The organism is Streptomyces sp. NPDC029014, assembly GCF_055564695.1.
The window spans coordinates 1-13,244 of the sequence record NZ_JBVHVT010000139.1; the positions used below are offsets into that span (position 1 = coordinate 1).

Annotated in this window: 8 protein-coding genes and 2 pseudogenes; 4 read left to right on the forward strand and 6 right to left on the reverse strand. The window is 73.7% G+C overall.

What is annotated here, in order from left to right:
- Both ACZ4VL_RS38815 and ACZ4VL_RS38820 read left to right on the forward strand, forming a co-directional pair.
- Positions 1–816 (forward strand): PPC domain-containing protein (locus ACZ4VL_RS38815; RefSeq protein WP_468210158.1); only part of this gene is annotated, 816 nt, incomplete at its 5' end.
- A gap of 109 nt (positions 817–925) precedes the next feature.
- Complete coding sequence (locus tag ACZ4VL_RS38820) at positions 926–4,348, forward strand: BTAD domain-containing putative transcriptional regulator (RefSeq protein ID WP_468210161.1); 3,423 nt, start codon at positions 926–928, stop codon at positions 4,346–4,348.
- 137 nt (positions 4,349–4,485) lie between these two features.
- On the opposite strand, the pseudogene ACZ4VL_RS38825 reads toward ACZ4VL_RS38820, so the two are convergent.
- Positions 4,486–5,295: pseudogene (locus tag ACZ4VL_RS38825) on the reverse strand (TIGR03619 family F420-dependent LLM class oxidoreductase); the annotation flags it as partial.
- 105 nt (positions 5,296–5,400) lie between these two features.
- A complete protein-coding gene (locus ACZ4VL_RS38830; RefSeq protein WP_468210163.1) occupies positions 5,401–6,084 on the reverse strand; it encodes a hemerythrin domain-containing protein in 684 nt (227 codons plus the stop codon).
- A 171-nt stretch (positions 6,085–6,255) separates the two neighbouring features.
- Here ACZ4VL_RS38830 and ACZ4VL_RS38835 point away from each other — a divergent pair.
- Positions 6,256–7,138, forward strand: a pseudogene (locus tag ACZ4VL_RS38835) (hypothetical protein).
- A gap of 65 nt (positions 7,139–7,203) precedes the next feature.
- Here the strand turns inward: ACZ4VL_RS38835 and ACZ4VL_RS38840 are convergent.
- The 4 genes from ACZ4VL_RS38840 to ACZ4VL_RS38855 all read right to left on the reverse strand — a co-directional run bounded on the left by ACZ4VL_RS38840 (position 7,204) and on the right by ACZ4VL_RS38855 (position 12,388).
- Positions 7,204–7,671, reverse strand: a complete 468-nt coding sequence (locus ACZ4VL_RS38840) for a MarR family transcriptional regulator (protein WP_468210166.1) — start codon at positions 7,669–7,671, stop codon at positions 7,204–7,206.
- Positions 7,668–8,108, reverse strand: coding sequence for an alpha/beta fold hydrolase (locus ACZ4VL_RS38845; RefSeq protein WP_468210177.1), 441 nt, complete (start codon positions 8,106–8,108; stop codon positions 7,668–7,670). The genes ACZ4VL_RS38840 and ACZ4VL_RS38845 overlap by 4 nt, the downstream gene beginning before the upstream one ends.
- A gap of 57 nt (positions 8,109–8,165) precedes the next feature.
- Complete coding sequence (locus ACZ4VL_RS38850) at positions 8,166–8,828, reverse strand: deoxynucleoside kinase (RefSeq protein WP_468210169.1); 663 nt, start codon at positions 8,826–8,828, stop codon at positions 8,166–8,168.
- A 737-nt stretch (positions 8,829–9,565) separates the two neighbouring features.
- Positions 9,566–12,388 carry a helix-turn-helix transcriptional regulator gene (locus ACZ4VL_RS38855; protein WP_468210171.1) on the reverse strand — a complete coding sequence of 941 codons (2,823 nt, stop codon included), beginning with the start codon at positions 12,386–12,388 and terminating at the stop codon, positions 9,566–9,568.
- 360 nt (positions 12,389–12,748) lie between these two features.
- Here ACZ4VL_RS38855 and ACZ4VL_RS38860 point away from each other — a divergent pair, with 360 nt between their 5' ends.
- A complete protein-coding gene (locus tag ACZ4VL_RS38860; protein ID WP_468210174.1) occupies positions 12,749–13,078 on the forward strand; it encodes a hypothetical protein in 330 nt (109 codons plus the stop codon).
- The last annotated feature ends 166 nt before the right edge of the window (positions 13,079–13,244 follow it).

Genomic DNA, 13,244 nt, shown 5'->3' on the forward strand with positions numbered 1-13,244 from the left:
CCCGTGGGCGCCGACCGCGGGTCGGGCGACCCCGGGTCCTTCGCCTCTTTAAGCAACCGCGGCCCTGGCAACGACTTCCGCACCAAACCGGAGGTCTCCGCCCCCGGGACCGACATCCTGTCCGCCCGGTCCTCCCTCGCCCCCTCGAACCACTACTGGGGCGGACACCAGAACCCCCGGTACGCCTACATGGGCGGGACCAGCATGGCCGCCCCGCTCGTCGCGGGCTGCGCCGCGCTGGTACGCCAGTACTACGTCGACCGGCGCAGCCTCGAACCCAGCGCAGCCCTCGTCAAGGCCACCCTGATCAACGGCGCCCGCACGCTCTCCGGGCCCGACTCGATGGCCAACGACCCCCACTACCACCAGGGCTTCGGCGCCATCCACATGCCCACCACCCTTCCTCACGACGGGGCGGCGGACTTCGCGCTCGAATGCGTCGACACGTGGCAGAAGCCGGCCAAGCAGTTCCGACGCACCGGAGAGCGCAAGCGCTTCAACGTGACGGCAGGATCAGCCACGCCGTTCCGGCTCTGTCTCGCGTACACGGACCTGCCCGGCCGCGGTCTCCAGAACGACATCAGCGTGATCGTGCAGGCTCCCGACGGCACCAAGCACGTCGGGAACGCGGGACTGCCCAACCGGCTGCTCCGGAGTGACTGCACGAACAACGTCGAGGTCGTGCGCATCGACTCGCCGCCCGCGGGCACCTACCTCATCCAGGTCTTCGCCCGCAATCTGCTGGCCGGACCGCAGGACTTCGCCCTCGTCGTCACCGGCGACCTGAACGGTCCGCTCGCACAGCTGCCCAACTGATCGATCGCCCCCGACGTGGACGCGGACAGACGGTGCGTCACCGTCTGTCCGTGCGGCGCGGTGCCGTGGACCCGTGGGGTTGTGGTGCGGCGTCTACGATGTTCCTGTCATGGTCACATTGAAGGTGCTCGGCTCGTTCCGGGTCGAGGTCGACGGCCGTCCGGTCGATGCCGGAGGCCGGCTCGCCCGGATGGTTCTGGTCCAACTGCTGCTCGCCCGTGGGGCGGTCGTCCCCACGGAGCAGATCATCGAGCGGTTGTGGCCGACGCGCATCCCGTCGAGCGCGCAGGCGTCGCTCCACGCCTACATCGCACGTCTGCGGCGCGTCCTGGAACCGGAACGGGCGCCGCGCACGCCGGCGCGGCTGCTGGTCAGCGCGCCCTACGGCTACGCCCTCGCCGTGGAGCACGACGCGGTGGACGCCTGGGTGTTCGAGGGCCGGGTGGCGTCCTGCTCAGTCCCGGAGTTGCCCGCGCACGCCGCCGCCGAGGGCCTCGCCGAGGCGCTGGCCTCGTGGGGCGGGCAGCCGTACGCCGAGTTCTCGGACGAGCCGTGGACCGCCGGCGAGCGCGCCCGCCTGGAGGAGTTGCACCGCACCGCCCGCGAACGGCTCGCCGCGGCGCGGCTGGGCTGCGGCCAAGCCGCCCAGGCCCTCGCCGACGCGGGCGCACTGACCCGGGAGCAACCGCTGCACGAGGAGGGCTGGCGACTGCTGGCCCTGGCACTGTGGGCCCGCGACCGCCAGGGGGACGCCCTGGCTGCGCTGCGTCGGGCCCGCCACGTCCTCGACGAGGAACTCGGCGTGGAACCGGGGCCCGCCCTGCTGGAGCTGGAACAGGCCCTGCTGCACCAGCGTCTGGACGTGCTGCACCGGTCGACCGGGGCGCCGGTCGCGGCCGCCGCGCGCGCCCAGGTGCCGACCGCCGCGGTGGCCGTGCGGGGTCCGGCGGTGGTCGTCGGACGGGCGCCGACGGTGCTGACGGCCGACCGGCTCCTGGGCCGGGACGAGGAGCTGGCGGGGCTCGCCGCCGCGGCGGACCGGGCGCGCGGCGGCCGGGCGCAGGTGGTCGTGGTCTCCGGCGAGGCGGGCATCGGCAAGTCGAGCCTGCTCGAAGCCGTCGTCCGGCAACTGCCGGAGCAGGGCTGGCTGGTCGGGACCGGGCACTGTCCCGAGACCGACGGCGCCCCGCCCGGCCGGGCCTGGTTCGACATGCTGCCGGGGCTGGCGGAGGCCGCGCCACCGGGCCCGTACGCCGGTGAGCTCGCCCCGCTGCTGGCTCCGGGCACGGAGGGGGACTGCGCGCAGCCGGACGGCAGCCCGGCCCGGCGCTTCCGCCTGCACAAGGCGCTGCTCGGCTGGCTCCGTGACACGGCCCGGCGCCGACCGCTGGCGATCGTGCTGGACGACCTGCACCGGGGTGACCAGGAGAGCATCGAGCTGTTCCTGCTCTGCGTCGAGCAGCTGCGCGACGTACCGCTGCTCCTGGTGGGCTCGTACCGCACCGGCGAGGGCGATCTCACCGGGGCGCTGGCACGGCTGGCCGCCTGCTCGCCCGTACGGCTGGCGCTCGGCGGGCTGTCGGACGACCAGGCGAAGGAGCTGCTGCGGCGCGGCGCGGCCGGCATGAGCGAGCACGCGGCGGTGGCCCTGGCCGAACGGGCCGGGGGCAACCCCTTCTACCTGCGCGAGAGTTCGCTCTTGCTGGCGGGTGAGGGCGAGCAGCAGGCGCTGGCCCGTGTCCCGCAGGGGGTCCAGGACGTGCTGCGGCGACGGCTGGCCCTGCTCGCGCCGACCGTGACGGCCGGTCTGCGGCTGGCGGCGGTCGCCGGGCGCGAGGCTCCGGTCGCCCTCCTCGTGCACGCCACGGACAGTGATGCCGAGCAGCTCCTCGACGCCCTGGACGCGGGGGTCACCGCCGGACTGCTCACCGAGCCGCGGCCGGGCACGGTCCGTTTCACCCACGCCCTCGTGCGGGACGCGCTGGAGGGCGACCTCACGCGCCTGCGGCTGGCCCGGATGCATTCCCGTCTGGGCAGGGGCCTGATCGCCCTCGGATCGGACGACGTCGCCGCCACCGCCCACCACCTCCTGCGGGCGGCCGCGGTCGTGACCAGCGACGCCGGGCCGGCGGTCCGGCACGCCCGGCTGGCGTGCGAACAGGCGGTGCGCCGCTACGCCCCCCAGAACGCCGAGGCCCTCCTGAACGCGGCCCTCGGCCTGCTCACCGGCCATCCGGCCGCCTTCGCCGACCAGGATGCCGCCCTGCTCCGGGTGATGCTGCTGGGGCAGCTGGTGGACTGCAGGATCCGGATGGGGGCCGTGGTCCCCGCCCGCGACGCACAGGAACAGGCCGTACGGGTGGCCCGTGCCGAGGGCCGGGCCGACCTGCTGACGGCGGCCTACACGACGTGGACCGAGCCGACGCCCTGGCGCGTGCGCCCGTACGCGGCGTCCGACCCGGAGGCCGTCGAGGAGCTCGACGAGCTATTGAAGGACCGGGGACTGACCGACCGGCAGCGGTGCCTGCTCCTCGACCAGCTGGCCGACGCGCTCGACGACACCGATCCCCGCGCCGTGGCCGTGGCACGGCAGGCCGTGGACCTCGCCCGGACCGTGGGCGATCCGCGGCTGCGGGGCCTGACCCTCACCTCGCTGCTGCGCAAGGTCGACTGCGAACTCGAACCCGCCGCCTACCTGGAGCTCCACCGGGAACTCGTCGAGGTGGCCGACGCCCAGGACAGCCCCGAGTACTCCTGGATGAGCGCCTACACCGCCGCCCGGATCGCCGCCGCCGGCAACGACCCCGCGGAGATGGAGCGCTGCCTCGTACGGGCGGACGGGATCGCCCGTACGTACGAGCTGCAGGGCGCGTTCGCGGTGGCCAGGCTGCGCCGTCCCATGCTCGCCATGGCCCGGGGGCGGTTCGAGGAGGCGGAGGAGGCCATGGGGTCGGCGGTGGCGGAGCTGCGGGCCCGGGGAGCGGTGGACCTCAGCGGGTTGGCCGCCCTGAGCGTCGGCTGCATGCGGCTGCAGCAGGACCGGCTCGCCGAAATGGTGCCCGTGCTGCTCATGGTGTGGGAGCTGTACAAGCCGCACAACGAAGCCCTCGCGGCGCTCGCGCTGCTGGCCGCCGGGCGCTCCGAGGAGGCCCGGGAGATCTTCGGCCAGCGCGTGGCGCTGCGGCGCGACTTCGCCTACCCCATCCTGGCCGGGATGCGCGGCCTGGCCGCCATCACCTTCCGCGACAGGGAGGCGGCCACCGAGGTGTACGAGGACCTGCTGCCCCTGGAGGGACTGGCGGGCGGTACGAGCAGCCTGAGCCTCGCGTTCCGGCCCGTCGCGCAGACCCTCGGCGAACTGGCCCGGTTCCTGGGCGACCCCGACCGGGCCCGGAGCCACTACCTCGAAGCCGCGCGGGTGGCGGCCGCGTGGGACTCCCCCCACTGGGCGGAAGCGGCGCGGACCGGACTGGCCGGGCTGCCGCCGGCGGCGTCGCCGCCATCGCCGTCGCCGTCGCCGTCGCCCGCGTAGGGGTACCCCTCACCGTCGGGGCGGCCGGGGGGGGAAGGCTCGGCCAGTTCGGCCATGAACGCCGCCGCGAGGTCGAGGAACTGTTCGGGCGAGTCCGTCGTCAGCTGGAGGTCCACGAGCACCTCGTCGGTCTCCGCCCCGCACATCGCCCTGAGGTGGTCGCAGATCTGCCGTACGGTCCCGCGGTGGTGGGTCTCCGCGGGGTCGGCCCCGGCCGTGGTGACGTCGGCGTTCACGCGGAACACCCGGCGCAGTGCCGCCGGGTCCCGCCCCGCCCGCTCGGCGGCCTCGACGGCGACCGCCCAGAGGCCGCCCAGGTAGGGCAGCGGCATCGAGGCCCCGAGCCAGCCGTCGGCGCGCCTGCCGACCCGCTCCAGGGCGGGCGGGGTGAAGCCGCCCAGCAGGATCGGCGGCCTCGGGCGCTGGAGGGGCTTGGGGAGCACGGTCGACTCGGGGATCGTCCACAGGGGGCCGGTGTGGACGACGGGATCACACCGCCATACGGCGTCCAGGACGTCGAGGGTCTCCTCCAGCCGCGCGCCGCGACCCTGCCAGGGCACCCCGGCGGCCGCGTACTCCTCCCGCATCCAGCCCAGCCCGATGCCCACCTCCAGGCGCCCGCGGCTGATCAGGTCGAGGGTCGTCAGCGCCCGGGCGAGTACGACGGGCGGCTGCCACAGGGCGTTGAGCGTGCTGCTGCCGAGACGGACCCGTTCGGTGGCCGCGGCCGCAACGCCCAGGGCGAGCAGCGGGTCGAGATGGGTCCCGTACCGGACGGGCATCTCCTTGCCGCCGGCGTAGCCTTCCGCGGGCGTGAGCGGTGCCAGGAGTCGGTCGGCCACCCAGAGACTGTGGCAGCCCAGCGCTTCCAGGGCCGTGCACATCCGGGCGGTGCGGTCGGGGTCGGCGAAGGGGCCGAACTGGGGGACGGAGAATCCGATGCGCATCGGTGGGAGTTCCTCGGTCGGGACGGAGCGGGACGGGGATCCGGGGCCGCTAGGGGCCGGGGGATTCGGGGCGGGGGCGGGCGGCGCGACCGCCACGGCGGCGTGTCAGGCGGTCGTGCGCCGGCCGCGGATCCGGTCGGTCTCGCGGCGGTACTGGCGCCGTCCGACGACCTTCCACAGCACCCGGGCAGGGACGGGCAGCCGGGCGAGGAACTCCTGACGCTCCTCGGGAGAGCTGTCCTCCAGGATCGCGCCCAGGGCGATCATCAGCCGGTTTTTGGGCGTTTCGGCCAGCCCGCGCTCCCCCACCGCGTGCCACTGCTCCTCGTTCACGTGGAGCGCGACCAGGGGCATGACCTCCCGCTCCTCCTCGTCGAGGTGGGCGCACAGCTGCCGGTGGTGCCTGCGCAGCGCCTCGGCGAGCTCGTCGCGGTCCTGCGGCAGGGCCCGGGCCTGCCAGCGGTCCATGTGCTGCTGGACCTCGGCGATCCCCTCGTCGAGCTCGCGGTGCTGCGCCTCCATCGCCAGGACCTGCTCGGCGTCGAGGTCCAGGTGGGGCAGCAGGACCGGCCAGAGCACCTCGTCCTCGCCGGTGTGGTGGGCGTGGAGGCCGATGGAGTACAGCCGCCAGTGCTCGGCGAGGATCCGGGAGCGGGCGGTGTCGCCGGGACGCACCTCCTGGACGAGTTCGGCCAGCAGGCGCGACTCGCGGCGGAACACCTGGTGGATCATCGCCATCTCGCGGGTGTAGGGGTGCACGGTGCAGTCGGAGGTGTTGCTCGAAGTCATGGCGCCCAGTCTTCGGAGCCCTGTTGCAGGGCACTTGCACCCGACTTGCCCCGGCCGGGCCCCGGGGCGGGCGAGCGCGAACGACCGTCGTCCACGCCGCCCTCCGGGAAACCCGATGGGTCGGTCGCCGCCGAGCTGCGACGATGTCTCTGTTTCCCAGCTGGAGGACGTTTGTTCGTTTTCGTGTGTGTGGGGTGCGGCGCTGCGCTGACCACCCCGTTGTCCCAGGTCGCCCTGCCGGCCCACGCCCAACAGAAGTACGGGAACGGGATCCAGCTCATGGAGCCGGGCGCGTTCGCCGTGCACCCGGAGCCTGGGGGCCGCCGTGGCGGACGTGGGAGGACGTCGATCCGGGCGAGGCTGCGGCCCGCGGGATCTACGCGCCGCTGGCGCCGACATCGCCGACACCGCACCGCTCTCCTGGGCCGAGCTGGCGGCGACGGGGAGGGGCACGCCCCCGTTCGAGCCGCTCACCACCTGGGGGTCGCTGCTGGGAACGAAGCACTGGTGGGCATGGGGCCCCCAGTGGGAGGCCGCCGCCGGCCAGGCCCTGGCCCACCTGCTGGCGGCCTCGGAAGGCCGGCCGGTCGCCGTCCCGGACGGCCTGACCGCGCGGGTGTTCCGGCGCGCCCTCGACGCCTTGCTGCCCGCAGGTCCACCGGCGCGGCGCGCGGTCCTCACCGGACCGGGACGACCCGCCCCCGACGCGGACGGGGAGGGGGACGCCCACATCCTTCTCGTGCCGACCCACCCGCAGACGGGCCAGACCTGGGCTCCGGCCGGCCCTACCGACCCGGCGTCCCTGGTGCCGCTGCCGTTCGGCGTATGGCGGTGGCTGGCGTTCCCGGAACCGTACCTGCCCGTCCCCGCGTCGGGCAGCATGCCCGACGGCGTCCTCCGCGACGAGCCGCCCGCACCACTGCCCCGTCGCCCGTTCCGGGCCGACCCGGGAGTGTGCCACCACACCCTGGCCCGACTGCCGGCCGTCCGCAGCCCGTGGCTGCGCGAGATCCTCGAAAACCTGACGCACCACATGCGCGCCGGCCTTTTCTGAGGGTCGTCCCGCAAGATCGGTTGGCGCATCCTGCCCGGGGCGTCACGCCCCGGGCCCGCGGCCTGTCAGGCGACCGTCCCACCCGCGTTGCGGATCAGCCGATGGAGCACCTTCACCGTGGTGACGTAGTCCGCGTCATCGATGCCCGCGTGGAGGGCGGCGCGGATCGCGGGAGCGTTGCGGGCCATGTCGACGCGGGCCTGTTCCCCCTCCCCGGTGAGCCACAGCCGGTCCTGGGCGTCCCGGGTCAACCACCCGCGTTCCAGGAGCGCCTCGGCCTCCACCGCCAGGTCGTCTTCGGGCCGGATGTAGGAGGCCATGGCCTCCCGCAGCTCAGGCAGGGTCATCCCCTCACCGTCGGGCGAGATGTCGTTCACCGACAGGTTGCGCAGCAGCCAGAACTGCGGCTGGGTGTAGCCCTTTTCGGCCTGCCGGGCACGGGTGAACGCGATGAGCGCCTCGTAGGCGACACCGGTCCAGTACGCGGCGGGCTGTCCGGCGAGTTCGGCGTCGGAGATCTGCTGGGTCGTCATGGGTATCCCCCTCCAGGTACTGCAGCGCGGATCCCGCACACCGTGCGGGCATGTGAAGACCGTATGAGCTCAAGCATGGTTGAGGTCAAGCGGTGATCTTCCGCGCGGTCGGCAGTACGGGCACGAGGGCTGGGCCCGCGCCGCTGCGGTGCGCGGCCGATCGGGCAGTGGGCCTGAACCGAGTCGGTGAAGAACGCGTGGAGCATTCCCCCGGGATCGGTCGTCGGCTCCCCGATGGCGGGGTTGACGTCGGGCGCCCGGCCGTGCACGCGCGGCGCGCCCTGGGGGTGGGACGCCAGGACCGCCTTCGCCACCGGCGACGGCCTGGTGAGCAGCATCTCCTGCGCGACGAAGCTGCCGACGGAGAACCCGAACAGGTCGACCCGCTCCAGTCCGAGGGCCTCGACGGGGGCGATGGCGTCGCGCGAAGCCGCCAGCGCGTCGACGAGCCGGCCGCGGGGGCGACAGCGCGGCCGGCTTCAGGCTTCGGGGCTTCAGCCCCGGCGGCCGGACGCGACCAGGGCGTCCTTGACCTCCCGCACCACGCGGGCCGCGTCCTCGGCGTTGTTCACCACGTCCGTGTTGTTCATGTCGACGACGAGGACCTCGCTGGCCGAGTAGTGCTTGTGCACCCAGTCGTCATAGCCGGACCACAGCGTCCGGTAGTACTCGACGAGGCTCTCGTCCTGCTCGAAGTCGCGGCCCCGCAGCCCGATGCGGTGCAGCACCGTCTCGAAGTCCGCCTTGAGGTAGACCATGAGATCGGGTGCCTTGCGGTACGGCAGGCCTTCGATCTCGCGCATCATCTCGTCGAGCAGCCCCTCGTACACCTGCATCTCGAGGGAGCTGATCCGGCCCAGGTCGTGATTGACCTTGGCGAAGTACCAGTCCTCGTAGATGGACCGGTCGAGGACGTTGTCGCCCTGCTTGTACGCCTCCTTGATCGCGGCGAACCGCGTCTGGAGGAAGTAGAGCTGGAGCAGGAAGGGGTAGCGCTTCGCCAGGATCTCCTCGGGGCTCGCCGTGTAGAAGAGCGGCAGGATCGGGTTGTCTTCCACGCTCTCGTAGAAGACCTGACTGCCCAGCTCCTTGGCGAGCAGTTCGGCCACGCTCGTCTTGCCGATTCCGATCATGCCTCCGACGCAGATCACTGGCATACCTCACTTCTCCCTGGGGGTCTTCTGTTCGCGGGCGGGTGGGTCGGGCGCCCCGCACCACTGAGACGCATGTCGCCGGTCACCCGATTCCCCAAGACCTTCATGATCAGCGTCTTATGATCCCGTCCGGACCAAGGACCCGGCGCAGGCCGCTCTCCTCGACCCGGCCGGACAGACCGCTCCCCGTTGTCGCGCACAGCTACGAGCCACTGACCCGCGGCCGCCTTGAAGCATAAATGAGGATTCACCCCAGGTCGGCCGGGCGGCGGCAGCCGCATCACCTCGCTCTCCGGCTGCGCGGGCGGCCGGACGGCCGCGGCCGCGCGCAGACCGAGCCGTCGGTGCCCCCGCCCGGGCTCGGCGGCGAGGAGAATGTGACGCGCGTCTCCCTCCCCCCTCCTCTTGCGCGTCCTCGCTCAGTCTTCGAGGCGGCGGGTGTCCACCCCGAACTGGCGCGGCCCTGAACGCGATACCCAACATCATCCGGGGCTCGCCGACCACCCCCGCAGCACCGTGAATCGCTGATTCAGCACATCCATGCACGACGGGCGCACGAAACCCCCAACCTTTCCACTCGTCCCGCGCGCAGCGAAACCGAACAGGGGGCGGTTCCTCGCGGTGGAAGTGGTGCACGACGCGCGAAGCCCCCTGCATCGCGGCCCCCTTCCGCCGCTTCCCGCATCACACCGACGGCGCCGGAGTCGGCAGCCGAAAGACGTACAGGAAGAAAACTGCGGTCAGGCGAGGGCGTCCGCGAGTTCCCGGCGTCCCTTGATGCCGAGCTTGGCGTAGACGTGGGTGAGATGGATCTCCACGGTGCGCAGGCCGACGAAGAGGTGCTCGGCGATCTGCCGGTTGGTCATGCCGCCGGCCGCGAGCGCGGCGACCCTCCGCTCGGTCGGGGTGAGTGCCCCCACTCCCTGGAAGGTGCGGGTGCGCGGTCGGTCGCCGAGCGCGCGCAGTTCGCGGAGCGCGGCTTCGGCGAGGCCGGCGGCCCCGCACGCGTGGGCGATGCTGGCGGCCTCCTTCAGGTCGGCGCGTCCTTCGGTGACGCGGCCGCAGCGGATGCCGACGAGCCCCCGGTCCGCGAGCGCCTGCGCGTGACGGAACCGGGCCGGCGACTGCTTCAGGATGCCGACCGCCTCGTCGAGCAGCTCCCGGCCCCGGGGGCCGCCGGTGACCAGGCCGAGGGCGCGCAGGGCGACGCCCTGCATTTCGGGCACGGCCCAGGTGCGGGCGAGTTCCACTTCTTCCTCGGCGAGCCGCAGGGCCTCGTCGGCGCGGCCGAGCCGGGCGTGTACGAGCGCGGCCTCGGACCGCCAGGGGTAGAAGCCGGGCCCGGGCATGTTGCGGGCCCCGGTCCTGGCGCCGCAGTCCAGGAAGTCGGCGAGCGCGTCCTCCGGCCGGTCCTGGGCGATGCGGAGCCAGCCGCGGGCGATCAGGGGGTAGTCGTTGATCCAGTACGGCTGGAGGTGTCCGTCCATGCCGCTGCGGTCCAGCAGTGACTGGGCCTCCTCGACGAGGCCCTGCCGGGTCAGGGCCTCGACGAGGGTGGCGACGGCGAACACGGTGTGGCTGGCCCCGAGCGGTACGCCGACCTCCTGCAGTGCCTCCAGGGCGGCCTCGGCGTCGGCCCGGCAGTCCGGGATGCGGCCCATGCGGGCGTTCGCGTTGCCGCGGGTGCTGATGGCGTGGGAGTACTGGAAGACGGCGCCACGGGCCCGGGCTTCGGCGACCGCCGTGTCGGCGTACTCGTGGGCGAGGTCGGGGCGACCGGCCGCGCCGAGGGCCAGGACGGCGCAGTGGTACACGACCGACTCGTCGTCCGCGGGCACCATGCCGTTGCCCAGGGCGAGCCGGGCCAGGCGGACCACCTCGGCCGGGTCCTCGCCGACCATGGCACCGCGCAGGCTCAGCAGGGCAGCGAGGGGGCGTACGACGGAGGCTTCGCGCGCCTCGGACATCGCCAGGGCCATCAGCCGGGGGTGGGTGCGGGCCGCCGAGGAGACCTCGACGAGGCTGACGAAGAGGAAGTCGATCTCCAGGCGGAGTGCGTAGGCGGGATCGACGGGCCGGATGGCGGTGCTGGTGCGTTCCAGCACGTCCAGGGCATCGAGGTAGCGGTCCACGGCGAAGAGCGCGCCGGCGAGCCGGCGGGCTGCGGAGGTGCGCTCCCCCGGGCCGTCGCTGAGCCGGAGGCTGCGGCGGAGCCCTTCGATGGCGGTGGGGACGCTGGACTCCAGCTCGGCCTCCCCCAGGAGCGACAGCACGCCGGAGCGCTGGCGTTCCGTCAGCGGCTCGCGCAGGGCGGAGCGCAGGAGGCGGGCCGCCCGGTCGGGGGTTCCGGCTTCGATGGCCTCCACGGCCGCGCGGCGCAGTACCTCGGGCGCGAAGGGCAGTCCCGGCGCGGCATGGACCACGTGGTGGGCCACCTGGTCGGGCGGCGCGGCGCGATCCAGGAGGAACCGGGCCGCGAGGGCGTGGAGTTCCTTGCGCCGACTCGGCGGAACGGACTGCTCCACGGCGTTGGACAGCAGGGTCGCGGCGAGGCGGACGCCGCGGCCGCAGCGGCGCAGCAGGCCGGCGCGTTCGAGTACGTGCGCGGTGTCCTCGGCGGCGGGGCAGGGGACGCCGGTGACGTCGGAGACGAGCTCCACCGGCTGGGACGTGCCGAGGACGGCCAGGGCCCGCGCGAGCGGCTCGGCGTGCGGTCCGCTCACGCGGAGCAGCGCGGCTGCGGTCGGGGCGAGTTCGAGGGCGAGGCCGCGTACCGCGACGGTGACGGCTTCCTCGCCGGTGCGGTCGGCGTCCAGGGCCGCGAGCAGGGACAGGAGCAGGAAGCGGTTGCCCCCGGTGGCCTCCAGGCAGGCGTGGACGAGCGGGGCGTCCGTCCGGCGGCCGGCCGCGGCGAGCAGGTCGCGGATCGCGTCGGGCGTGAGGGGAAGGAGGTCGAGCTGCTCGTGGAAGAGCGGGAGCAGGGCTCCGAGCGCCTCCTCGTCCACGGATTCGCCGGGGCCGAGGGTGGCGATGACGGCGGGTGTCCGTCCGTCGGCGCGGCGCATCAGCCTGCGCAGGGCCCGCAGTGAGGCCCCGTCCGCCCACTGGAGGTCCTCGATGCACAGGAGGCGGCGGCTGCCGGGGGTGGCGAGCAGCGCGGCGAGTTCGGCCGGATGCCCGCCTGCGGTGTGCGCGGGCGGCTGGACGGCGTCGTCGGGCCGGGTGGCGGCATCGGGTCGGGCGGCGGCGTGGAGCTGCCGCAGGACGGCGAGCCCGTCCCGGCCCGCGGCGCGCTCCGCCCAGGCGGAGAGCACCGTACGGCCTTCGGCGCGGGCTTCGCCGAGGAGGGTCCGTACGAGCGCGCTCTTGCCGCTGCCGTGGCCGCCCCGCACCAGCACGAAGGCATGGTCGCTTTCCGTCACCGCGCCGCTCGCGGCGGCGGTCGCCGCAGGGGCCGTACCGGCGGCGATGCCGAACATGCCACGCAGGTCGGCGAGTTCGGTCTCCCGTCCGGCCGGATCGGACCACAACGCGGGACCGGGCGCTGCGTCGCCGGTCACCATCCGCCCACCTGCACGGATCGGATCGACGTAGGTGCTGCGGACGGCACGGACGTCCCCCTGTCAGGCTCGCGGCCGTCGCCCGCCGACCGCCACGTCCGATTATCGCACCGGCCCGCGTGGGCCTACCGAAAGAAGCCCCGCACCGCCGAAAGATCTGGACCTTACGGTGCGTGACCCTGGCCAGGGCGTCCCTCGTTTGATGAGATCGCATCAACCCTGCCGGCGAGTGTCGCCGTCCCGTCACAAGCGGGCACCTCGCCGTACGGACACGTCCACCGGGCCGGCCGCGACCGTCCGCCGCCGGGGACCGCGGACGGGCCCGCCGCAACGCCTTCGGAAGAACGAACCACGGGGAAGACCTTGACCACTCCACAGCCCACGGGCGCCGGATCACCGGCGCCCTCCGCCGCGCGGCATCCACTGTCGCCGGACCGGGCCTGCTGCTGCGCCGGCACAGGATCCGCGGACCGGTCCGGCACCAGCGGCATCGCCGTCGTCGTCCTTTCCTGCGCCGTACTGCTGAGCGTGACCGCGGTGTGCCTGCTCGCCGCCCGGCTCATCGCCTGGGACGACACCACGCACGTCCGCATGCCGCAGTGTGCCCAGGCGCCGGACCGGGTGGCACCCGCACCCCCGTACCAGCGCGACCGCCGCCACTCGGTGCCCGCGGGCGCCTGCACCACCGGCTGACGGCCCGACCCGGCCACCGGCCCCCTGAACACACAGCTGTACAGCACCACACGAGGAGAACGAACGTGACGAACGAGAGCCTGGCCAATCTGCTCAAGGAGGAGCGGCGGTTCGCACCGCCTGCCGATCTGGCCGCCGCCGCGAACGTGACGACTGCGGCGTACGC

Coding starts and splice junctions, on each gene's coding strand:
- ACZ4VL_RS38820 (WP_468210161.1), top strand. CDS start 926: ATGGTCACATTGAAGGTGCTCGGCTCGTTCCGGGTCGAGGTCGACGGC.
- ACZ4VL_RS38830 (WP_468210163.1), bottom strand. CDS start 6,084: ATGACTTCGAGCAACACCTCCGACTGCACCGTGCACCCCTACACCCGC.
- ACZ4VL_RS38840 (WP_468210166.1), bottom strand. CDS start 7,671: ATGACGACCCAGCAGATCTCCGACGCCGAACTCGCCGGACAGCCCGCC.
- ACZ4VL_RS38850 (WP_468210169.1), bottom strand. CDS start 8,828: ATGCCAGTGATCTGCGTCGGAGGCATGATCGGAATCGGCAAGACGAGC.
- ACZ4VL_RS38855 (WP_468210171.1), bottom strand. CDS start 12,388: ATGGTGACCGGCGACGCAGCGCCCGGTCCCGCGTTGTGGTCCGATCCG.